21 protein-coding genes and 1 pseudogene are annotated in these 20158 nt (G+C 60.0%); 5 read left to right on the top strand and 17 right to left on the bottom strand.

Going from position 1 to position 20158, the window contains the following annotated elements; translation table 11 throughout:
* Position 1 precedes the first annotated feature (1 nt).
* The 4 genes from AB4N41_RS08155 to exbB form a co-directional block, all read right to left on the bottom strand.
* Positions 2-931 carry a hydrogen peroxide-inducible genes activator gene (locus AB4N41_RS08155; RefSeq protein WP_024014805.1) on the bottom strand — a complete coding sequence of 310 codons (930 nt, stop codon included), beginning with the start codon at positions 929-931 and terminating at the stop codon, positions 2-4.
* 216 nt (positions 932-1147) lie between these two features.
* Positions 1148-1894, bottom strand: coding sequence for a TonB family protein (locus AB4N41_RS08150; protein WP_041476628.1), 747 nt, complete (start codon positions 1892-1894; stop codon positions 1148-1150).
* On the bottom strand, positions 1891-2319 hold the full coding sequence (exbD, locus tag AB4N41_RS08145; protein WP_016772535.1) for a TonB system transport protein ExbD: 429 nt from the start codon (positions 2317-2319) through the stop codon (positions 1891-1893). The genes AB4N41_RS08150 and exbD overlap by 4 nt, the downstream gene beginning before the upstream one ends.
* A 6-nt stretch (positions 2320-2325) precedes the next feature.
* On the bottom strand, positions 2326-3279 hold the full coding sequence (gene exbB, locus AB4N41_RS08140) for a tonB-system energizer ExbB (RefSeq protein WP_041476629.1): 954 nt from the start codon (positions 3277-3279) through the stop codon (positions 2326-2328).
* Positions 3280-3467: 188 nt separating this feature from the next.
* On the opposite strand from exbB, the gene AB4N41_RS08135 reads away from it, so the two are divergent.
* Positions 3468-4325, top strand: coding sequence for an SDR family oxidoreductase (locus AB4N41_RS08135; protein ID WP_252877108.1), 858 nt, complete (start codon positions 3468-3470; stop codon positions 4323-4325).
* Between the two features lie 140 nt (positions 4326-4465).
* On the opposite strand, the gene AB4N41_RS08130 is transcribed toward AB4N41_RS08135, so the two are convergent.
* From AB4N41_RS08130 to AB4N41_RS08105, 6 genes are all read right to left on the bottom strand, one after another.
* On the bottom strand, positions 4466-5206 hold the full coding sequence (locus AB4N41_RS08130; RefSeq protein ID WP_252868469.1) for a hypothetical protein: 741 nt from the start codon (positions 5204-5206) through the stop codon (positions 4466-4468).
* Positions 5207-5271: 65 nt separating this feature from the next.
* Positions 5272-5652 (bottom strand): RidA family protein, encoded by a 381-nt coding sequence (locus AB4N41_RS08125; protein ID WP_014340863.1) that lies wholly within the window; start codon positions 5650-5652, stop codon positions 5272-5274.
* A 24-nt stretch (positions 5653-5676) separates the two neighbouring features.
* Positions 5677-7782, bottom strand: coding sequence for a bifunctional GTP diphosphokinase/guanosine-3',5'-bis pyrophosphate 3'-pyrophosphohydrolase (gene spoT / locus AB4N41_RS08120; protein WP_007920338.1), 2106 nt, complete (start codon positions 7780-7782; stop codon positions 5677-5679).
* A 57-nt stretch (positions 7783-7839) separates the two neighbouring features.
* Positions 7840-8103 carry a DNA-directed RNA polymerase subunit omega gene (rpoZ, locus tag AB4N41_RS08115; protein ID WP_008030604.1) on the bottom strand — a complete coding sequence of 88 codons (264 nt, stop codon included), beginning with the start codon at positions 8101-8103 and terminating at the stop codon, positions 7840-7842.
* Positions 8104-8271: 168 nt separating this feature from the next.
* Positions 8272-8892 carry a guanylate kinase gene (gene gmk, locus AB4N41_RS08110; RefSeq protein WP_039757364.1) on the bottom strand — a complete coding sequence of 207 codons (621 nt, stop codon included), beginning with the start codon at positions 8890-8892 and terminating at the stop codon, positions 8272-8274.
* Positions 8893-8904: 12 nt separating this feature from the next.
* Positions 8905-9768 carry a YicC/YloC family endoribonuclease gene (locus tag AB4N41_RS08105; RefSeq protein ID WP_016770639.1) on the bottom strand — a complete coding sequence of 288 codons (864 nt, stop codon included), beginning with the start codon at positions 9766-9768 and terminating at the stop codon, positions 8905-8907.
* A 268-nt stretch (positions 9769-10036) separates the two neighbouring features.
* On the opposite strand from AB4N41_RS08105, the gene rph reads away from it, so the two are divergent.
* The 3 genes from rph (at position 10037) to gltS (ending at position 12732) form a co-directional block, all read left to right on the top strand.
* Positions 10037-10759 carry a ribonuclease PH gene (rph, locus tag AB4N41_RS08100; RefSeq protein ID WP_027610407.1) on the top strand — a complete coding sequence of 241 codons (723 nt, stop codon included), beginning with the start codon at positions 10037-10039 and terminating at the stop codon, positions 10757-10759.
* 25 nt (positions 10760-10784) lie between these two features.
* Positions 10785-11153, top strand: coding sequence for a DUF4870 domain-containing protein (locus AB4N41_RS08095; RefSeq protein WP_016772541.1), 369 nt, complete (start codon positions 10785-10787; stop codon positions 11151-11153).
* 370 nt (positions 11154-11523) lie between these two features.
* Complete coding sequence (gltS, locus tag AB4N41_RS08090) at positions 11524-12732, top strand: sodium/glutamate symporter (protein WP_056791569.1); 1209 nt, start codon at positions 11524-11526, stop codon at positions 12730-12732.
* A gap of 68 nt (positions 12733-12800) precedes the next feature.
* Here gltS and AB4N41_RS08085 read toward each other — a convergent pair whose 3' ends face one another.
* Positions 12801-13580, bottom strand: coding sequence for an exodeoxyribonuclease III (locus tag AB4N41_RS08085; protein WP_016772543.1), 780 nt, complete (start codon positions 13578-13580; stop codon positions 12801-12803).
* An 82-nt stretch (positions 13581-13662) separates the two neighbouring features.
* Here AB4N41_RS08085 and pyrE point away from each other — a divergent pair, with 82 nt between their 5' ends.
* Entirely contained in the window at positions 13663-14307 is a 645-nt protein-coding gene (gene pyrE, locus AB4N41_RS08080) for an orotate phosphoribosyltransferase (RefSeq protein ID WP_056791572.1), read from the top strand.
* 102 nt (positions 14308-14409) lie between these two features.
* On the opposite strand, the gene AB4N41_RS08075 is transcribed toward pyrE, so the two are convergent.
* The 6 genes and pseudogenes from AB4N41_RS08075 to coaBC form a co-directional block, all read right to left on the bottom strand.
* Entirely contained in the window at positions 14410-14802 is a 393-nt protein-coding gene (locus AB4N41_RS08075) for a hypothetical protein (protein ID WP_252877107.1), read from the bottom strand.
* Entirely contained in the window at positions 14789-15361 is a 573-nt protein-coding gene (locus AB4N41_RS08070; protein ID WP_016772546.1) for a hypothetical protein, read from the bottom strand. The genes AB4N41_RS08075 and AB4N41_RS08070 overlap by 14 nt, the downstream gene beginning before the upstream one ends.
* Positions 15362-15785: 424 nt before the next feature.
* On the bottom strand, positions 15786-16691 hold the full coding sequence (argB, locus tag AB4N41_RS08065; RefSeq protein WP_016772548.1) for an acetylglutamate kinase: 906 nt from the start codon (positions 16689-16691) through the stop codon (positions 15786-15788).
* A 17-nt stretch (positions 16692-16708) separates the two neighbouring features.
* Positions 16709-18112: pseudogene (locus AB4N41_RS08060) on the bottom strand (phosphomannomutase/phosphoglucomutase); the annotation flags it as partial.
* Positions 18113-18414: 302 nt separating this feature from the next.
* Positions 18415-18870: a dUTP diphosphatase gene (dut, locus tag AB4N41_RS08055; protein ID WP_041476635.1), complete on the bottom strand. Its 456-nt coding sequence runs from the start codon at positions 18868-18870 to the stop codon at positions 18415-18417.
* Positions 18871-18875: 5 nt separating this feature from the next.
* On the bottom strand, positions 18876-20084 hold the full coding sequence (gene coaBC, locus AB4N41_RS08050; RefSeq protein WP_016772551.1) for a bifunctional phosphopantothenoylcysteine decarboxylase/phosphopantothenate--cysteine ligase CoaBC: 1209 nt from the start codon (positions 20082-20084) through the stop codon (positions 18876-18878).
* Positions 20085-20158 lie beyond the last annotated feature (74 nt).

Here is a 20158-nt window from a genome sequence, read left to right as displayed (position 1 = left end):
CTTAACCGGCCGTGACCGGCGCCGCTGGCTTGGCCACCGAGCACAGGCGAATGGAGTCGGCGAGGATCTCGATGGCTTTCGGCCGTGGGAAGCTGGCGCGCCAGGCGATCGCCACGGTGCGGAACGGCACCGGCGCGGTCAGTGGACGCACTTCAATCACGCCGGGGGCGTAGTGATGGCTGTCCACCGCCGACAGCGGCAGGATCGAGATGCCCAGGCCGGACGCGACCATGTGGCGAATGGTTTCCAGCGAGCTGGATTCTACCGTGGTGTGCTTGGCGCCGTCGTTGCCCTTGGTCAGAGTCGGGCAGGCTTCGAGCACCTGATCGCGGAAACAGTGACCTTCACCGAGCAGCAGCAGGCTCTTGTCGTTGAGCAGGCCGGCGTCGATGGATTCTTTCTTGGTCCACGGATGCTGGGCCGGCATGAGCACGTAGAACGGCTCGTCGTAAAGCGGCAGGGTCAGCACGTCGGCTTCATTGAACGGCAGGGCGATGATGATCGCGTCGAGCTCGCCGTTGCGCAGTTTGTCGCGCAGCACGTGGGTAAAGTTTTCTTCGATGTACAACGGCATCTGCGGGGCGACCCGGTGCAGTTGTGGAATCAGATGCGGGAACAGGTACGGGCCGACGGTGTAGATGGCGCCGACTTTCAGCGGTGCGGTCAGCTGGTTCTTGCCGGCCTGGGCCAGTTCACGGATGCCCTGGGCTTGTTCCAGGACTTTCTGCGCCTGGGCGACGATGCCTTCGCCGACCGGGGTCAGGCGCACGGCGCTTTTGCTGCGCTCGAAAATCAGCACACCGAGTTCGTCTTCAAGTTTTTTCACGCCCACCGACAGCGTCGGCTGACTGACGTGGCAACGCTCGGCGGCATGGCCGAAATGCTGCTCTTGGGCGAGGGTAACGATGTAGCGTAATTCTGTGAGGGTCATAGCAAGCGTCCATGAAGATGCGCGCCAAGCATACCGGCTGCAATCGATAGACGCACGTTATCAGACTGCGGGCTGAGTGCGACACCGGTCGAGGTCGGTTTGCCGCTGGCAGATATGCAAAAGGCACCTTTCGGTGCCTCTTGGCTTGGTTCTCTCGGCTGGCGGAGAACCTTGTGGGAGCTGGCAAGCCAGCTCCCACAGGTATTGCGGTGTTGCTTAGCGGCGACGTTCGAGCGAATAAACAAACGGCGCAACAATTTCGATCGAGCCGTTGTTGAGCATGTCGGCCGGCGGCTTGGGCAGCGGTTGTGCGCGGCGGATCATGTCCAGGGTGGCCCGGTCCAGATCAGCGTTGCCAGAGCGGCCCACCAGTTCGAACGACAGCACATTACCTTCGCCATCGACCACGAAACGCAGACGATTCAAGCCTTCCTTGCCCCGCGACTGCGCACTCTGCGGGTACTTCTTGTACTTCTGCAGATGCGCGAGCAGAGTGCCTTGCCAACTGGCCTTGGCCGCCAACTGAGCCGGCGACGGACCTGGTGCAGGCTGGGCGGATTTCTCCGTCGGTGCCTGGGTCGGCTGGGTATCGGCCGGTTTCTCCTCGGAAGGTTTTTCCTTCGGCGGATCAGGCAGCTTCTTCTCCACCGGCTTTGGCGGTTTCGGCTTGGGCTTAGGCTTGGGTTTGGGTACCGCGATTTCCGCTTTCGGTGCTTCAGCCAGTTTCGGGATCGGCAACTCTTCAACCGGAGCCGGTGGCTGCGGCGGTGTGACGACTTTCGGCGGAGCCGGCGGTGGCGGGGCAGGCAACGGGGCCAGCTCGACCATCATTGCCTGCGGCGGCAATTCGATGGGCGGGCGGGCGGTCCAGTTCAGCGCCAGCGCGATGGCCAGCGCGTGCACGCCCAGCACCACGGCCAGGCTACCGCTGTAACGCGTCAGCTTATGGCGCGTCGTGATCATTTCTTGGCTGCCGTCTCAAGTCCGACCAGACCGACCTTCAGGTAACCGGCGGCGCGCAGGCTGTCCATCACGCTCATCAGGTCGCCGTAATCCACGCCTTTGTCGGCCTGGAAGAAGATGGTGGTGTCTTTCTTGCCCTGGGTCTTGGCGTCGAGGGTGGCGCCGAGGGTTTCGGCTTTCACTTCGTCGTCACCGAGGAACAGGCGCTGGTCCGCTTTCACACTGAGGAACACCGGCTTCTCTGGCCGCGGCGCCGGTTTGGCGGTCGAGGCCGGCAGGTCGACTTTGATGTCCACAGTGGCCAACGGCGCGGCCACCATGAATATGATCAACAGCACCAGCATCACGTCGATGAACGGCGTGACGTTGATTTCGTGGTTCTCGGCCAGATCGTCGTCTGCGCCTTCTTTCAAATGCAGGCCCATGGCCGATTACCCCACTTTAACCATGTGCGGCTGCGAGCTGCGCTCAGGCTGGTGGTCGAGATCGCGGCTGACCAGCAACAGGACTTCTGCCGAGGCATCGGAGACCTGCGCCTTGTAACCGGCGATGGAACGGGCGAAGACGTTGTAGATCACCACAGCAGGAATCGCCGCAACCAGACCCAGTGCAGTGGCCAGCAGCGCTTCAGCGATACCCGGTGCGACAACTGCAAGGTTGGTCGTCTGGGTTTTGGCGATGCCGATGAACGAGTTCATGATGCCCCACACGGTACCGAACAGACCTACGAACGGTGCGGTCGAACCGATGGTGGCGAGGACGCCGGTGCCGCTGCTCATGTTGCGACCGCAGGCAGCAACGAGGCGCTCGAGGCGGAAGCTGACGCGTTCCTTGATGCCTTCTTTCTCGCGGCTGTTGACCGACAGGCGCATCTCTTCAAGCGCGTCATGCACCAGCAGGTTGGCGAGGGTGCCTTCCTTGCCAGCCGTGGCGCTGGCTTCCTTGAGGGTGGTGGCTTTTTTCAGTGCAGCGATTTCGCCACGCAGACGACGCTTGGCGCCCATCAGCTCGAAGCCTTTGGCGATCCAGATAGTCCAGGTGATGATCGAAGCGATGGCCAGACCGATCATCACGATTTTCACGATGATGTCGGCGTTCTGGTACATACCCCACGGCGAAAGGTCGTGGGCCATGCCCAAGGTGTTGTCGGCTTCGAGGGCTTCAGGTGCGTCGGCGGCGTCGACAGCCTGCACCGGATCGGTGGCGGCTGGTGCAGCCGGAGCGGCAGCGGGTGCGCTCTGCTCGGTGGCGGCTGGGGTGGCGGGCGCTTGGGCGTCGGCGAAGGCGGCGGTCGGTGCCAGCATCAGGCTGAGCAACAGAGCCGCGACGGCGCTCCAGGCGCGAGGTCGAGTGGTTGGCGAAGCGGGAGTTTGATTACGTGTCATGCTGGCCGGACCTGAGATAGAAAAACGTTGTTGCTCTTCCAGGCCTCGTGAGGCCGAGAACAAAAGTGGCGTGCATTATTGCAAGTAATTCTTGTTAACAAAAGTAATAGAGTAACTTTTTTTCCTTCATTGCTAGCCGTTCGTCCTGTGCCAGAGCTAGTCTGTGCCTTTCCGATGGGAGTTTTCTGATGTCCGCGCCTTCTGTTTTGATTGCCGGTTGTGGTGATGTCGGCAGTCGTCTGGCCACGCAATTGCTGGCGGCTGGCTGGCAAGTCCATGGCCTGCGCCGCGACGTTTCCAAGCTGCCGGAGGGTGTCATCGGCGTCGCCGGCGACCTGTTCAGCGAAGAGTGCCCGGCGACCTGGCCGGTAGGCGCTGTCGATTATCTGGTGTATTGCGCTGCGGCCACCGATCACGACGAAGAGGGCTATCGCAAAGCTTACGTGCAGGGTTTGCAGAATGTGCTGAGCTGGCTGGGTGACTATGGGCAAGTGCCTGAGCGGCTGATCTTCGTGTCCAGCAGCAGCGTGTACGGCCAGCAGGATGGAGCATGGGTGGATGAGACCTCCGAGACTGTCGCGGCCGGATATTCAGGTCGCTTGATGCTCGAGGCCGAGCAGGTCGCGCTCAATAGCGGCATTCCGGCAAGTGTGCTGCGCCTGACCGGCATTTACGGCCCGGGCCGCGAGTGGCTGCTGACTCAGGTGCGTCGCGGGTATCGCGTAGCTACGGAGCCACCGCTGTATGGCAATCGTATTCATGCCGATGATGCAGCGGGGCTGCTGGCGTTCTTGCTGGAAAAAGACTGCGAGGGCGTCAAGCTGGACGAGCTCTATATCGGTGTGGATGACGCGCCAGCGCCATTGGCCGAGGTGGTGGGCTGGTTGCGCGAGTACCTGGGTGTGACTGAATGGGCGGACGACGCCAGTGTGCGGCGCACCGGCAGCAAGCGTTGCAGCAATGCGCGGGCGAAAGCGTTGGGGTGGGTGCCGAAGTATCCAAGTTACCGCGAAGGCTATGCAGCGATTCTTAAAGGTAAGTGCTGAATTTTCAGCAACACAAAAACCACTGTGGGAGCGAGCCTGCTCGCGAATGCGGTATGTCAGTCATTATCAGTTCGACTGACCCACCGCGTTCGCGAGCAGGCTCGCTCCCACATTTGATCTTCTGAGGTTTCGGAAGCAGGTTACTGTTTTTCCAGCAACCACTTGCGCTCACCTGCGGCAAACTGCGGTTGCTCATCTGCCAGCGCAGCATTGACTGCCTGCAGAATCTCCAGCTCCTTGCCCTTGCGCACAAAGATCCAGTTGTTGCCCTGGCCATTGAGTTGCAGCCACATGCTGTCGTTGCCATTGCTCATGGACGCGCAATCGCCGGCCAGACACAAGGCATAACGGTCAACGCCCGGCAGGCCGGTCACCTGGCCGTCGGCCTGGAACTGCACGGTGCCGCCTTCACCCTGGCCGCTGGCGATGGTCCAGTTGCCGCCCAGGTATGCTGAGTAGAGCGCGCGTTCGAAGCTGGCACCGATTGGCGCGCCTTCCGGCACGGGGATTTGTGCGCGATCGAAGACTTGTTCGGGTTCGTTGTCGCTGGCAGCTTGTTGCAGGCGCCCGCCGTCGCGTTTCAGTTCGCTGGCGGAGCTGCCGTAGAAGTCGACCTTCCAGGCGCCGGACTCTCCGCCCAGCAGCCGTCCTTCGACGTTCTCAAAACCGTTGGTGTAGCGGGCCTGACCGGCCTTGGTGTTGACGTCCCACTCCAGATTCGGGCCGTAAGCCTGCAGCGCTTCACGCAGGGGACCGCCCTTGGCGGCGGCATCGATCGCCACCTGGTTGATCCAGGTGCCGCTGATGTCACGGTCGGCAGGGTCGCTGGCGCAGCCGCCGAGAAACAGGGCGAGCAGCGAGAGAGCTAGCGCTTTGCGCATGGTGAAATCCTTTCAAAACCTTTTCTTGCGGCAGTCGGCGCGGCGTGAAGGCCGCGCCGTGCGCATCACTCGATGACCAGAATGGCATCCATTTCAACCTGCGCACCCTTCGGCAGGGCGGCCACGCCAATGGCGGCGCGGGCAGGGTATGGCTGGTCGAAGTACTTGCCCATGATCTCGTTGACCTTGGCGAAGTGGCTCAGGTCGGTGAGGAAGATGTTCAGTTTGACGATGTCCTTGAACGAACCGCCGGCAGCTTCGGCCACGGCTTTGAGGTTCTCGAAGACCTGGACGGTCTGGGCTTCGAAGCCCTCAACCAGTTCCATGGTTTTTGGGTCCAGAGGAATCTGGCCCGACATGTACACGGTGTTGCCTGCCTTGATCGCCTGGGAGTAAGTACCGATGGCGGCCGGGGCCTTGTCGCTGGTGATGACGGTTTTGGTCATGTAGGACTCCTTGTAATAGGCAGGTTATGCGCGCATGCGGGTGATGCGGATCACCCCGGTCAAGGCGCGCAGTTTCTTGATCACGCGGGCCAGGTGCACACGGTCGTGGACGCTGACCACCAACTGCACGACGCTGATGCGACCATCGCGTTCGTCCATGCTGATTTTCTCGATATTGCCGTCGGCCGCGTTGACGCTGCTGGCCAGCAGGGCGATCAGGCCGCGCTGGTGTTCCAGCTCGACGCGCAACTCGACGTTGAATTCGCCGGTGACATCCTTGGCCCACGAGAGCTGGATGCATTTTTCCGGGTTGTGCCTGATTTCGCTGATGTTGCGGCAGTTATCCAGGTGCACGACCATGCCTTTGCCCGCCGACAGATGTCCGACAATCGGGTCGCCGGGGATCGGTGTACAGCACTTGGCGTAGCTGAGCACCAGGCCTTCGGTGCCGCGAATCGCCAGCGGACCTTCCGGGCTCGGCAGCTGCTCGCCTTCGCCAAGCAGGCGACGGGCGACCACGTACGCCATGCGGTTGCCCAGGCCGATGTCTTCGAGCAGGTCTTCGATCAGTTCGAGGCGGTACTCGGTAAGCATTGCTTTGACGCGCTCTGCCGGGATCTTCTCCAGGGAGCTGTCGAAACCGTTGAGGACCTTGTTCAGCAGGCGTTCGCCAAGACTGATGGACTCGGAGCGGCGTTGTAGCTTCAGCGCATGACGAATGTGCGTACGCGCCTTGCCGGTAACGACGAAGTTGAGCCATGCCGGGTTCGGCCGGGCGCCGGGAGCGCTGACGATCTCGACCGTGGAGCCGCTTTGCAGCGGTTCGGACAGCGGCGCGAGACGACGATTGATCCGGCAGGCGATGCAGCTGTTGCCGACATCGGTGTGCACTGCGTAGGCAAAGTCGACCGCCGTGGAGCCTTTTGGCAGCTCCATGATCCGGCCTTTGGGCGTGAACACGTAGACCTCGTCCGGGAACAGGTCGATCTTCACGCTTTCGATGAATTCCAGCGAGTTGCCGGCGCGTTGCTGCATTTCCAGCACGCCTTTGACCCACTGGCGAGCGCGGGCGTGCGTGCCTTTGGGCTGCTCGTCGCCGCTGGATTTGTACAGCCAATGGGCGGCGATGCCGTTGTTGGCCATTTCTTCCATTTCGCGGGTGCGGATCTGGATCTCGATCGGTACACCGTGCATGCCGAACAGCGTGGTGTGCAGCGACTGATAGCCGTTGGCCTTGGGGATCGCGATGTAATCCTTGAAGCGCCCTGGCAACGGTTTGTACAAATTATGCACAGCACCCAGTACGCGGTAGCAGGTATCGACCTTGTCGACGATGATCCGGAACGCGTAAACGTCCATGATCTCGTTGAAGGCCCGACGCTTGCCGCGCATTTTCTTGTAGATGCCGTAGAGGTGTTTCTGCCGACCGCTGACTTCGCCCTGGATGCCGTCGATGGCGAGGCAGTGACCGAGGGATTCTTCGATCTTGTTGACGATTTCCTTGCGGTTGCCCCGGGCGCGTTTGACCGCCTGGTAGATCCGCGCGGAACGCATCGGGTGCATGGCCTTGAAGCCGAGGTCTTCGAATTCGATGCGGATCGCGTGCATGCCCAGCCGGTTGGCGATGGGTGCGTAGATCTCGAGGGTTTCCTTGGCGATACGCCGGCGTTTTTCGCCGGACAGCACTTCCAGCGTGCGCATGTTGTGCAGACGGTCGGCGAGCTTGACCAGGATCACCCGGATGTCGCGCGCCATGGCCATGGCCATTTTCTGGAAGTTTTCCGCCTGGGCTTCGGCCTTGGTCTCGAAATTCATCTGGGTCAGTTTGCTGACCCCGTCGACCAGTTCGGCCACGGTTTCACCAAACTGCGCTTGCAGCGCTTCCTTGGCGATACCGGTGTCTTCGATCACGTCATGCAGCATCGCGGCCATCAGGCTCTGATGGTCCATGTGCATGTCGGCAAGAATATTGGCCACGGCAAGAGGATGCGTGACATACGCCTCGCCGCTGCGACGGCGTTGACCGTCATGGGCTTGTTCGGCGTAGAAATACGCTCGGCGGACCAGGTTGACCTGGTCGTTGCCGAGGTAGGTCGATAAGCGATCGGCGAGGGCGTCTATGCTCGGCATGATGATTCCTGCCGAAAGCTGTGACCCCGCGCCGTGCTACGTCGACCAGGCATAGGCTTAGACGGCCTCGTTCGACTCGTCCTCGAACGCTGCGAACAGCGGTTCATCCTGGACGATTTCCTGCTCGGCGATGAACTCGTAGCTCATCAGGCCTTCAGCAATTTCACGCAGCGCGACAACGGTCGGCTTGTCGTTTTCCCACTGCACCAATGGCTCTTTGCCGCCGGTGGCCAGTTGACGGGCACGCTTGGTAGAGAGCATGACCAGCTCAAAGCGGTTTTCCACGTGTTCTAGGCAGTCTTCAACGGTTACGCGGGCCATGGTATTCCTCGGAGCGAATGCAATATGCGCGCTGCCCGGTTGGGCGAGCGGACTGAGCAGTTTAAAAAATCACCAGCGATTAGGGAAGCGCTGATTTTTTGACCAGACCCTTCAACGCGCTGCAAGCACCAATGTAAAGCGCTTGCAGGCATTTTGGGAAGTGCTGTTTTAGCCGAGCAATTCAGCCAGCAATTTGCCGAAACGCACTTGCTGGCGTTTCTGTTGCAGCTGATTGGCGCGGAAAATCGCTTTCAGATCGTCCAGCGCGTGGGCGAAATCGTCGTTGATGATCAGGTAATCGTAATCGACGTAATGGCTCATCTCGCTGACCGCTTCGCGCATGCGGCCGTCGATGATCTCGTCGCTGTCCTGGCCGCGGTTGGTCAGGCGCTGGTGCAGGGCTTGCAGCGATGGCGGCAGGATGAAGATCGAGCGCGCCTGCGGCATCAGTTTGCGCACTTGCTCGGCGCCTTGCCAGTCGATTTCCAGAATCAGGTCGTGACCTTCGTCCAGCGTCTGCTGCAGGCGGCTTTGCGAGGTGCCGTAGAAGTTGCCGAAGACTTCGGCGCGTTCAAGGAAGTCGCCGTGCTCGCCCATCTTCACGAACTCTTCGCGGGTCACGAAATGGTAGTTCACGCCATCCACTTCGCCCGGGCGCATGGCGCGGGTGGTGTGCGAGACCGAAACGCGGATCTCCGGGTCGGCGTCGGTCAACGCCTTGACCAGACTGCTCTTGCCCGCGCCCGATGGCGCGGAAATGATGTACAGGGTGCCGGTGTGTTGGGTCATGTCAGGGTAGCCTTACTCAATATTCTGCACTTGTTCGCGCATCTGCTCGATCAACACCTTGAGGTTGACGGCGGCCTGGGTGCTGCGCGGGTCGAAGGCTTTGGAGCCCAGTGTGTTGGCCTCGCGGTTGAGCTCCTGCATCAGGAAGTCCAGACGCCGCCCGGCGGCACCACCGGACTTGAGCACCCGGCGGACTTCGATGATGTGAGTGCTCAGGCGATCCAGTTCTTCGGCCACGTCGCTTTTTTGCGCGAGGATGACCATTTCCTGTTCCAGGCGCTGCGGGTCGAGCTCAGCCTTCATGTCGGCGAAGCGGTCGAGAACCTTCTGGCGCTGGGTGGCGAGCATCTGCGGCACCAGTTCACGCAGGGTCACCACGTCTTCTTCGATGGAAGTCAGGCGGTCGTTGATCAAGCGAGCCAGCTCCGCGCCTTCGCGCTCGCGACCAGCCTTCAGATCCTTCAAGCCCTGATTGAACAGCGCCAGCGCTTCGGCGTTCAGCGCTTGCGGGTCGGTCGCATCGGCCACCAGCACGCCGGGCCAGGCCAGCACTTCCAGCGGATTCAGCGCAGCAGGATTCTTGATCAGACCGGCAACGGTTTCCGCAGCGGCCACCAGTTGCGCGGCGCGCTCGCGGTCCACTTGCAGCGGTTTGCCGGTGCTTTCTTCGGTGAAGCGCAGCGTGCATTCCAGTTTGCCCCGCGACAGGCCCTGACGCAGTGCTTCACGCACGGCGCCTTCGAGGTCGCGAAACGATTCGGGCAAGCGCAGGTGCGGTTCCAGATAGCGGCTGTTGACCGAGCGCAGTTCCCAGCTCAGGGTGCCCTGAACGCCGGCTTTCTCGACGCGGGCGAAGGCGGTCATGCTGTGCACCATGGCGGTGACCTCGCAATGCAGATCGGCGCGAAACGCTGTTTCGCAGGCGCGATTTCAATGAATTTAAGCCGACTGGCAGCAAAGGCGCAGGATTGTAGCGCAGTGCGGCGAATGCGCCCAAACACACGGTGTGACAAAGCGCTGCAGCCCGTCGGTTATGCGCGCTTGAGGGGCTTCGGTCGTCGGCCGGCGGTTTTAACCAGTGCCCACTCGCGGTGCAGGGCTCTATAATGCTCGGCAGTTTTCCGTCCTCAGTACAGGTATCCCTATGAAACGTCCAAGTGGTCGCGCTGCCGATCAGCTCCGCTCGATCCGCATCACCCGCAACTACACCAAACACGCCGAGGGATCCGTACTGGTCGAATTCGGTGATACCAAAGTCATCTGCACCGTCAGCGTCGAAAATGGCGTGCCGCGCTTCCTCAAAGGCCAGGGCCAGGGCTGGTTGACTGCCGAGTACGGCATGCTGCCGCGCGCCACCGGTGAGCGTAACCAGCGTGAGGCCAGCCGTGGCAAGCAGGGCGGTCGTACTCTCGAAATCCAGCGTCTGATCGGCCGCTCCCTGCGCGCGGCGCTGGATATGTCCAAGCTTGGCGACGTGACCCTGTATGTCGATTGCGACGTGATCCAGGCCGATGGCGGTACTCGCACCGCGTCCATCACCGGCGCCATGGTTGCGCTGGTCGATGCCCTGAAAGTGATCAAGAAGCGCGGCGGCCTGAAAGGCGGTGACCCGCTCAAGCAGATGATCGGTGCAGTCTCGGTGGGCATGTACCAGGGCGAGCCGGTGCTGGATCTGGACTATCTTGAAGATTCCGCTGCTGAAACCGACCTGAACGTAGTGATGACCAGCACCGGCGGTTTCATCGAAGTGCAGGGCACTGCTGAAGGCGCGCCGTTCCAGCCTGAAGACTTGAACGCCATGCTGGAACTGGCGAAGAAAGGCATGAACGAGATCTTCGAACTGCAGAAGGCTGCACTGGCCGACTGAGGTTTTCGACCACAAGGAGGACATGATGAGTGACGAGCAAGAGTTGCTGCCCAAACCGAGCCAGGAGGTTCGCCAGTGGGCAATGTTCTGTCACCTGTCCGCCTTGCTGGGGATCTGGATTCCGTTCGGCAATCTGATCGGGCCGTTGATCCTATGGCAGATGAAGCGCGAGAAAGACCCTTTTATCGATGCACAGGGCAAAGAGGCGTTGAATTTTCAGATCACGGTGGCGATAGCCTCAATGATCTGCTTCCTGCTCATGCTGCTGATCATTGGTTTCTTCCTGTTTGGTTTGTTGGCGATCGCCGCACTGGTCCTGACGATCATTGCAGGGGTCAAAGCCAACGAAGGTTTCCCATACAGATATCCGTTCACCTGGCGATTGATCAAGTGAAAGTCTGTTGTGTCGCAATATGAAAATACCCCGACTTATCGGGGTATTTTTATTTGTGCAACTTAATAATTGGTTTTTGTTGTAGGACTAGTCTGTTAACGATGTGCGGTTTGGCATTTATTTGCTGATGTTCCTCTATTACATCTTTGGTCACAACTGATCGGTCCAGTGCTTATTCCCGTTCTTGTTATTGGCGCGAGCTGGTTGTTAAAGTTGCCCGATGTAATGTTTCGGTTGAAACATTCCGATATGTTCAAGCCATCGATGGTACTTGAATTCCCCAGTAATCAGTGTTGAGAAAATCAGCCGGTTCACCCGTCGAGCCCAGGTAAACGCTCGCCTCGTGAATACTTAGCCAAGAATAATCCACATGATTGAGCTCGATTTCTACGGCACGCTCGTGGCCGCTTCTTTAGTACTGCTGCTCGGACGCGGACTTGTTACGCGTGTCGGCTTTCTGCGAAGTTACAATATTCCTGAACCGGTAGCAGGCGGCCTTGTGGTTGCCGTGCTCCTGTTGATATTGCGCACTTTCGACATTGAAGTCCGCTTCGATACATCATTGCAAACCCCCCTGATGTTGGCTTTCTTTGCCACCATTGGCTTGAGTGCTGACCTTGCCAGTCTGAAGAAGGGCGGCCGCATTGTCGGTATCTTCCTGCTGGCGGTCATTGGCTTGCTGGTGGTGCAGAACGCCATGGGCATCGGGTTGGCAACCCTGCTCGGGCTCGACCCTTTGATGGGCTTGCTGACGGGCTCGATCACGCTGGCCGGCGGCCACGGCACTGGCGCTGCATGGGGCGCGGTGTTCAGCGAGAAATATGGCCTGGCGTCGGCTTCAGAGCTGGCGCTGGCCTCAGCGACGTTCGGTCTGGTGCTGGGTGGTCTGATCGGTGGGCCCGTTGCCCGGTTGCTGATCAAGCGCGTGCAAGTGCCGGGTTGCAATCCGCAACAAGCGCCGCGACTGCCAAGAGGTTTTGAACAGCCAAACAAGGAACGCTCAATCACGCCGTTTTCGTTCGTCGAGACGCTGGCGCTGATTGCCGTCAGCCTGCTCGCTGGCAACCTTCTGAATGGCGTTCTGCATGGCACTGCGTTCGAACTGCCGACGTTTGTTTGCGTGCTGTTTGTAGGTGTGGTGTTGCGCAACAGTCTGTCAGCACTTGGCTTGTATCAGGTGTTCGAGCGTGAAGTTTCCGTGCTCGGCAATGTCAGCCTCTCGCTGTTTCTGGCGATCGCGCTGATGTCGCTGAAGCTTTGGGATCTGGCGGCGTTGGCATTGCCGATCTTCATCATTCTGGCCGTGCAGGCGCTGGTCATGGCGCTGTTCGCGATTTTCGTAACGTTTCGGGTGATGGGCAGCAACTATGATGCCGCCGTACTCGCTGCGGGACACTGCGGCTTTGGGCTGGGTGCCACGCCTACGGCCATTGCCAACATGCAAGCGGTGACGCAGCGCTATGGCCCTTCGCAAATCGCGTTTCTGGTGGTGCCGATGGTAGGAGCGTTCTTCATCGATATCGTTAACGTCATCGTGATCAAGCTGTACCTGGCCTTGCCATTCTTCGCTGCGGTTTAGGAAGCACGGCGCATAAAAAATGCCCGCATCTCACGATGCGGGCATTTTCTTTGGCTGCGATACGACGCTTAGATGGTCAGCGTCCAGTCGTAGTCGACGATCAACGGCGCGTGCTGCGAAAACCGTGGCTGACGCGGCAGGCGTGCACTGCGCACCGAGCGACGCAGGCCCGGGGTCAGGATCTGATAATCGAAACGCCAGCCCAGATTGAGCATCTCGGCCTGTTCGTTATCCGGCCACCAGCTGTACTGATCGCCTTCTCGGCTGACTTCGCGCAGCGCATCGACATAGCCCATGTTGCCGACAATCTCGTCCATCCAGGCGCGTTCCGGCGCCAGGAAGCCTGGAGATTGCTGGCTGTCGCGCCAGTTCTTGATGTCGAGTTTCTGCTGCGCAACGTACAGCGAGCCACAATAAATGTACTCGCGACGTTTGCGTCGCTGTTTGTCCAGGTACTTGCCGAAATCGTCCATGAGCTTGAACTTCTGGTTCAAGTCCTCATCGCCGTTCATCCCCGAAGGAAACAGCAAGGTGGCAATACTGACTTTGTCGAAATCTGCTTGCAGGTAGCGCCCGTAGCGGTCGGCCGTCTCGAAACCGAGACCGCTGATGACAGCCTTCGGTTGCAACCGCGAATACAAAGCCACGCCGCCTTGGGCAGGGACTTCAGCATCGCAGGCATAAAGGAAGTAGCCATCCAGTTGGAAGGCTGGGTCATCCAGTTCAAAGGCGGAGGCACGGGTGTCCTGCAGGCAGATGACGTCGGCATTCTGGGCTTGCAGCCAACTGAGCAAACCGCGCTCGACTGCCGCCTGAATACCATTGACGTTCACACTGATGATCCGCATAAATGGCCCCAAAAATCGCGTGCGTGTATGATACACGGCGTCAAGCTAATTAGCTAAATCCGTGGTATTTGGGGTTTTTTTCATGCAAGCGTATCAGCGCGATTTCATTCGTTTTGCCATCGATCGCGGCGTTTTGCGCTTCGGTGAGTTCACCCTGAAGTCCGGGCGCACCAGTCCCTACTTCTTCAACGCCGGCCTGTTCAACTCGGGTTCGGCCCTGGCGCAGCTGGGGCGTTTCTACGCCGCCGCCATCACCGAGAGCGGCATCCCCTTCGACGTTCTGTTTGGCCCGGCTTATAAAGGTATTCCGCTGGCGGCCACGACCGCCGTTGCGCTGGCCGAGCATCACGATCGTGACCTGCCGTGGTGCTTCAACCGTAAGGAAGCCAAGGCCCACGGCGAGGGCGGCAGCCTGGTTGGCGCGCCGCTGACTGGCGAAGTCTTGATCATCGACGACGTGATCACCGCCGGCACCGCCATTCGTGAAGTGATGCAGATCATCGCTTCCCAAGACGGCGCCAAAGCCGCCGGTGTGCTGATCGCGCTGAACCGCCAGGAGCGTGGCAACGGCGAATTGTCGGCCATCCAGGAAGTCGAGCGTGACTTCGGCATTCCGGTGATCAGCATCGTCTCGCTGAATCAGGTGTTGGAGTTCCTCGCCGACGATCCGCAGCTCAAGCAACACCTCCCAGCCGTGGAAGCGTACCGCGCCCAATTTGGCGTGTGATACGCACCTGTAGGAGCTGCCGAAGGCTGCGATCTTTTGATCTTGTTTTTCAGGATCAAGATCAAAAGATCGTCCGATCGCGGCCCGAGCCTTCGGCAGCTCCTACAGTGGTCTACGCAGTTTTTGCCATTTGATCAGCAGTCTCAGCGCCAGTCCCGCATTGACCAGCGCAAACACCAGCAGCGCTACAACCACCATCACGTACAACGTGCGATCCACATCGAAATCCCACAAATCCAGCGTGCTGCTGTCGATGATGCTAACCGCAGCCGGCAAGTTGACGTAAAACAGCGCCACAAACGCGCACGTCAGTGGCACTGCTTGCCAGCAGAAAGCAGCCATCACCTTGTCTCGACTGCGCTTTCGGCCCTGCGAACCTTTTTGAAATTCATCCTCAGCCAACGCTGCATTAAGCGCCGGCCATGCCAGATTGAACATGAACGTGGTCAGGGTCAGCAGCAAGCCACTGACCGCGACGATGTTACTGAACGGCATTCAGACCCAGCGTTGCACAGAGCAATGCGTGGGAATCTTCGCTGATCTCGAATTGCCCGGCGCTGCCCTTGCGTTTGGTGATGGGTTTGAAGGTCGGCTCGTTCTGGGTGATGAGCATGTTCAATTCATCGCGGATCACGTCCGAGCTGATCACCACCAGAAACACGTTTTGCGCATGCTCGGCGGACTGGATTACGGCGCGCATGCTGTGCTGCAGGATGTCGTCGAGCTGATTGCGAAAACGCGAAACGGTGTTCTTCAGCAGGGTTTTGCTTTGGCTCTGGGTCAGTTGAAAGATCGTCGAGATCTGCGATTCGGTCGGCAGGGTTTGCCCAAAGTAACTCTGAATCAGATACAGCAGGCGATCCTGTTTGGCTTCGTCCGCCCGGCTGGGCATGCCGCCCTCAACCAGCATTTTCAGGTATTCGGTCAGGCTGGCTTTGGCGATGCGCTCCAGCGCATGGGCGATTTCAGCGTCGCCGATGCGCAAGGTCTTTTTTACCGGTTCCTTTTGTTCCTGCTCGAAAGCATCGGCGTCGATCGTGAACGAGATCTGCATGAGTCGCCGCTCCGGTTATTTGTCGCTGGCGGCTGGGTAGGGATCCTGGGGTGCATCTCCTTGGCCGGTGAGCACTTTCCAGCCCTTGAGTGGGTGAGAGGCTTCGGTGAAGTCAGGGCAGGGCGGCATCGAAGTCTGCGAAGGGGCTGAATACTCTCGGCCGCAGTCCACGCAGGCGTAAGTGCCAGCCGAAATGTCACTGCCGTAAGGAACGCTGTTTTTTTGCATGGGAAGATCTCCGTTGGATGAGGGGAAGATCCTATGGAGATTTGTTCTGAAGGGATGTCGGACGTTTCGCTGTGTCGAGTCAGGCGTTTCCTGCGCGCACAAAAAAGATCGCAGCCTTCGTCAGCTCCTACAGAAATTTCGCATCAACGAAATTTGCAGGCGCTGCCGCAGATTGCGATCTCCGGTGTATCAGCGATCAAGGACGCTTGCGATTGCTGATCAGCGTACCCACGCCAGTATCAGTGAAGATTTCCAGCAGAATCGCGTTCGGCACACGACCGTCGATGATCAACGAACTACCTACGCCACCCTGAACCGCTTCCAGTGCGCAGCGGATCTTCGGCAGCATGCCGCCGTAGATCGTGCCATCGGCGATCAGGTCGTCGACCTGCTGCGTGCTCAGGCCGGTCAGCACGGTGCCCGACTTGTCCATCAGGCCGGCAATGTTGGTCAGCAGCATCAGCTTTTCAGCTTTCAGTGCTTCGGCAACCTTGCCCGCCACCAGGTCGGCGTTGATGTTGTACGACTCGCCGTTCTCACCGACGCCAATCGGCGCGATGACCGGGATGAAGTTGCCTTTGACCAGCAGATTCAACAGCTCGGTATTGATGCCGACGACTTCGCCGACATGGCCGATGTCGATGATTTCCGGCTGGGTCATCTCCGGGGTCTGGCGGGAGACGGTGAGCTTCTTCGCCCGGATCAGCCCGGCATCCTTACCGGTCAGGCCGATGGCGCTGCCGCCATGGCGGTTGATCAGGTTGACGATGCTCTTGTTGACCTGACCGCCAAGGACCATTTCCACCACGTCCATGGTCGCCGCGTCGGTAACGCGCATGCCGTCGACGAAGTGGCTTTCGATCGACAGGCGCTTGAGCAGATCACCGATCTGCGGGCCGCCACCGTGCACGACCACCGGGTTGATGCCCACGGCTTTCATCAGCACGATGTCGCGGGCGAAGCCGGTTTTCAGCTCCTCGCTTTCCATCGCGTTGCCGCCGTATTTGATCACCAGGGTCTTGCCGACATAGCGTCGGATGTAAGGCAGCGCTTCGGACAGGACCTTGGCAGTGTTGGCGGCGGCTTCGCGTTCGAGGGTCATTCAGGGCTCCGGGTGGATCAGAACGGTAGTTGGAGATCAGGTGCAACGCGTTTCAGTTGGGCGTGGAACACATCCTTGATGCGCTGCAATTCAGCCTCGTCATCGGCCTCGAAGCGCAGCACCAGCACCGGTGTGGTGTTGGACGCGCGCACCAGGCCCCAGCCTTTGGCGTAATCGACACGCACGCCGTCGATGGTGGTCAGGTCGGCGCCTTCGCCCCACTGAGCATCGTGCAGTGCATCAATGATGCTGAATTTGCTCTCTTCGGTCACATGGATATTGATTTCCGGCGTGGAAATATCGTTCGGGAAGGTCGCAAACAGCTCTTCCGCGGTGGATTTTTCCTTGCTGAGGATCTCCAGCAGACGTGCGGCGCTGTAGATGCCGTCGTCGAAACCGAACCAGCGTTCCTTGAAGAAGATGTGCCCGCTCATTTCGCCGGCCAACAGTGCGCCGGATTGTTTCATTTTCTTTTTGATCAACGAGTGACCGGTCTTCCACATTAGCGGCCGACCACCGTATTCCTTGATCAATGGCACCAGGCGACGGGTGCATTTGACGTCGAAGATGATTTCCGCGTCCGGGTTGCGCGCCACTACGTCGCGAGCGAACAGCATCAGCAGACGATCCGGGTAGACGATGCTGCCGGTGTTGGTCACCACGCCAACGCGGTCGCCGTCACCGTCGAAGGCCAGGCCGATATCGGCGTTGGTCTCTTTGACTTTGGCAATCAGGTCTACGAGGTTTTCCGGTTTGCCCGGATCCGGGTGATGGTTCGGGAAGTTGCCGTCGACTTCGCAGAACAGCGGGATGACTTCGCAGTTCAGCGCTTCGATCAGTTGCGGGGCGATCACGCCGGCCGCGCCATTGCCGCAGTCGACCACGACTTTCAGGCGACGAGCGAGTTTGATGTCCTGGACGATTTCGGTGTTGTAGCGGTCGAGGATTTCGACCTGAGTGACGCTGCCCTGGCCAGTGCTCAGGTCGTTGTTCTTGATGCGTTCGTGCAGCACCTGAATCTGCTCGTTGGCGAGGGTGTCGCCGGCGATGACGATTTTGAAGCCGTTGTAGTTCGACGGATTGTGGCTACCGGTGAGCATCACCCCGGACTTGCCGGCCAGCACGTTGGCGGCGTAGTACAGTGCCGGCGTTGGCACCAGGCCGACATCGCTGACGTGGCAACCGCTCTCGGCGATGCCGCGAATGAGTTCCGCGACCAGCTCCGGGCCGGACAGGCGACCGTCACGACCGACCGACACGTTCGGCTCGCCCTGGGCCAGGCTCTGCGAGCCGATGGCGCGACCGATCCAGTAGGCGGTTTCACCGTTGAGGAATTCCGGCACGGTGCCACGAATGTCGTAGGCGCGGAAAATGCTGTCAGGCAGCGTCGGGGCGATCTTGGCGGGGGTGCTCATCTGTGGACATGCTCCATCTCGAAAAGGGCGGGACAGACCGGCGAAAGATTCGACGGCAGGCTCAAACTGAAGGGTATGACGGCGTTTTCCACAGAGAGTTCGTGCTATGAAAGGGCCATGACGCCCCGGCTGGCGTGGCTTTCGGCCGGCAAAACCTTGATTTACGGTGTTAAAACCTGCTGCCGATATAGCGCATTTTTTGTGGCGAGGGGATTTATCCCCGATGGGCTGCGCAGCAGACCCAAAATCTTGGGGCCGCTTCGCAGCCCAACGGGGATAAATCCCCTCACCCCATAATTTCTATCCGGTTATTTGGTGCCAGTGTGGCCAAAGCCGCCGGTACCGCGCTCGGTCTCGACAAACTCTTCAACCATTTCGAAATGCGCCTGCACCACCGGTACCAGCACCAATTGCGCCAGGCGTTCGCCGACGGTCATGGTGAAGTCGCTCTGGCCGCGGTTCCAGCAGGAGACCATCAGCGGGCCCTGGTAATCGGAGTCGATCAGGCCGACCAGATTGCCCAGCACGATGCCATGTTTGTGGCCCATGCCCGAGCGCGGCAGGATCAGCGCGGCGAGATTCGGGTCGCCGATGTACACCGACAGGCCGGTGGGAATCAGCACGGTTTCACCCGGTTTGATCACGATGTCCTGTTCCAGCATGGCGCGCAGGTCGAGGCCGGCGGAGCCCGGAGTGGCGTATTGCGGCAGCGGGAATTCGCTACCGATGCGTGGATCGAGGATCTTGGCTTGCAAAGCGTGCATGTAAATTAAACCTGGTTCAGACGTTCGGCGATAAAAGTGACCAGTTGGCGAGCGATCTTGCTCTTGCTGGTCTGGGCGAAAACCGTGGCGTGCAGCTCACGGTCGATGACGCTGCAGGCGTTTTCTTCGCTGTTGAAACCGATGCTCGGGTTGGCGACGTCGTTGGCGACGATCAGATCGAGATTCTTGTCCTTCAGCTTGCGTGCAGCGTAGTCGAGCAGGTGTTCGGTTTCGGCGGCGAAGCCGACACTGAACGGACGGTCGGGACGGGTCGCGATGGTGGCCAGAATGTCCGGGTTGCGCACCATTTGCAGGACGAAGCCGTCACCGCTCGTAGGATCTTTCTTGAGTTTATGCGGGGCGACGACTTCAGGGCGGTAGTCCGCCACCGCTGCAGACGAGATGAACACGTCGCAAGGCATGGCCGATTCGCAGGCGGCGAGCATGTCGCGGGCGCTGACCACATCAATCCGCGTCACGCGATCAGGCGTCGGCAAGTGCACCGGGCCGCTGATCAAAGTGACACGGGCGCCGGCTTCCACGGCTGCTTCGGCGAGGGCAAAACCCATTTTGCCGGAGCTGTGGTTGGTGATGTAGCGCACCGGGTCGATGTTTTCCTGAGTCGGGCCGGCGGTGATCACCACATGCTTGCCGGTCAGGGCCTGGCGCTGGAAGCAATCAGCGGCGAGCAGGGCCAGATCGGTGGCCTCCATCATGCGGCCCATGCCGACGTCGCCGCAGGCCTGGCTGCCCGAGGCCGGGCCGAAAGTCTTCAGGCCACGGCTTTCCAGCAGTTGCAGGTTGGCCTGGGTCGCCGGGTCGCGCCACATCGCCTGATTCATCGCTGGCGCGACAGCAACCACGGCGTCGGTGGCCAGCACCAAGGTTGTCAGCAGATCGTTGGCAATGCCTTGGGCCAGACGGGCGATCAGGTCGGCGGTGGCCGGGGCGATCAGCACCAGATCGGCCCATTTCGCCAGCTCGATATGACCCATGGCGGCTTCGGCGGCAGGGTCGAGCAAGTCGAGGTGAACCGGGTGGCCCGACAGGGCCTGCATGGTCAGCGGGGTAATGAATTCGGCGCCGCCATGGGTCATGACCACGCGCACTTCGGCACCCTGGTCGATCAGGCGGCGAACCAGATCGGCGCTCTTGTAGGCCGCAATGCCGCCGCCGACGCCCAGAACGATGCGTTTCCGATACAGCCGCTGCATAGGTCTGCCTTTCATTTCGTTGATGACGGCGGCGCGATACCCCTCCCCAGGGTTGAATCGACCGCCAAAAAGAT

This window comes from Pseudomonas sp. S2_A10, from assembly GCF_054668465.1.
Note: the sequence above shows the minus strand (reverse complement) of the source record. Positions and strands in the feature narration are given on the sequence as shown.

What these genes read in the sequence shown, in the direction of transcription:
- dut (WP_041476635.1), bottom strand. Translation starts at nt 18,870, where the DNA reads ATGCACGCTTTGCAAGCCAAGATCCTCGATCCACGCATCGGTAGCGAA.
- pyrE (WP_056791572.1), top strand. Translation starts at nt 13,663, where the DNA reads ATGCAAGCGTATCAGCGCGATTTCATTCGTTTTGCCATCGATCGCGGC.
- AB4N41_RS08150 (WP_041476628.1), bottom strand. Translation starts at nt 1,894, where the DNA reads ATGATCACGACGCGCCATAAGCTGACGCGTTACAGCGGTAGCCTGGCC.
- AB4N41_RS08075 (WP_252877107.1), bottom strand. Translation starts at nt 14,802, where the DNA reads ATGCCGTTCAGTAACATCGTCGCGGTCAGTGGCTTGCTGCTGACCCTG.
- AB4N41_RS08125 (WP_014340863.1), bottom strand. Translation starts at nt 5,652, where the DNA reads ATGACCAAAACCGTCATCACCAGCGACAAGGCCCCGGCCGCCATCGGT.
- coaBC (WP_016772551.1), bottom strand. Translation starts at nt 20,084, where the DNA reads ATGCAGCGGCTGTATCGGAAACGCATCGTTCTGGGCGTCGGCGGCGGC.
- AB4N41_RS08105 (WP_016770639.1), bottom strand. Translation starts at nt 9,768, where the DNA reads ATGGTGCACAGCATGACCGCCTTCGCCCGCGTCGAGAAAGCCGGCGTT.
- AB4N41_RS08095 (WP_016772541.1), top strand. Translation starts at nt 10,785, where the DNA reads ATGAGTGACGAGCAAGAGTTGCTGCCCAAACCGAGCCAGGAGGTTCGC.
- rph (WP_027610407.1), top strand. Translation starts at nt 10,037, where the DNA reads ATGAAACGTCCAAGTGGTCGCGCTGCCGATCAGCTCCGCTCGATCCGC.
- argB (WP_016772548.1), bottom strand. Translation starts at nt 16,691, where the DNA reads ATGACCCTCGAACGCGAAGCCGCCGCCAACACTGCCAAGGTCCTGTCC.
- spoT (WP_007920338.1), bottom strand. Translation starts at nt 7,782, where the DNA reads ATGCCGAGCATAGACGCCCTCGCCGATCGCTTATCGACCTACCTCGGC.
- AB4N41_RS08085 (WP_016772543.1), bottom strand. Translation starts at nt 13,580, where the DNA reads ATGCGGATCATCAGTGTGAACGTCAATGGTATTCAGGCGGCAGTCGAG.
- AB4N41_RS08070 (WP_016772546.1), bottom strand. Translation starts at nt 15,361, where the DNA reads ATGCAGATCTCGTTCACGATCGACGCCGATGCTTTCGAGCAGGAACAA.
- exbD (WP_016772535.1), bottom strand. Translation starts at nt 2,319, where the DNA reads ATGGGCCTGCATTTGAAAGAAGGCGCAGACGACGATCTGGCCGAGAAC.
- gltS (WP_056791569.1), top strand. Translation starts at nt 11,524, where the DNA reads ATGATTGAGCTCGATTTCTACGGCACGCTCGTGGCCGCTTCTTTAGTA.
- rpoZ (WP_008030604.1), bottom strand. Translation starts at nt 8,103, where the DNA reads ATGGCCCGCGTAACCGTTGAAGACTGCCTAGAACACGTGGAAAACCGC.
- AB4N41_RS08135 (WP_252877108.1), top strand. Translation starts at nt 3,468, where the DNA reads ATGTCCGCGCCTTCTGTTTTGATTGCCGGTTGTGGTGATGTCGGCAGT.
- AB4N41_RS08155 (WP_024014805.1), bottom strand. Translation starts at nt 931, where the DNA reads ATGACCCTCACAGAATTACGCTACATCGTTACCCTCGCCCAAGAGCAG.
- gmk (WP_039757364.1), bottom strand. Translation starts at nt 8,892, where the DNA reads ATGACCCAACACACCGGCACCCTGTACATCATTTCCGCGCCATCGGGC.
- AB4N41_RS08130 (WP_252868469.1), bottom strand. Translation starts at nt 5,206, where the DNA reads ATGCGCAAAGCGCTAGCTCTCTCGCTGCTCGCCCTGTTTCTCGGCGGC.
- exbB (WP_041476629.1), bottom strand. Translation starts at nt 3,279, where the DNA reads ATGACACGTAATCAAACTCCCGCTTCGCCAACCACTCGACCTCGCGCC.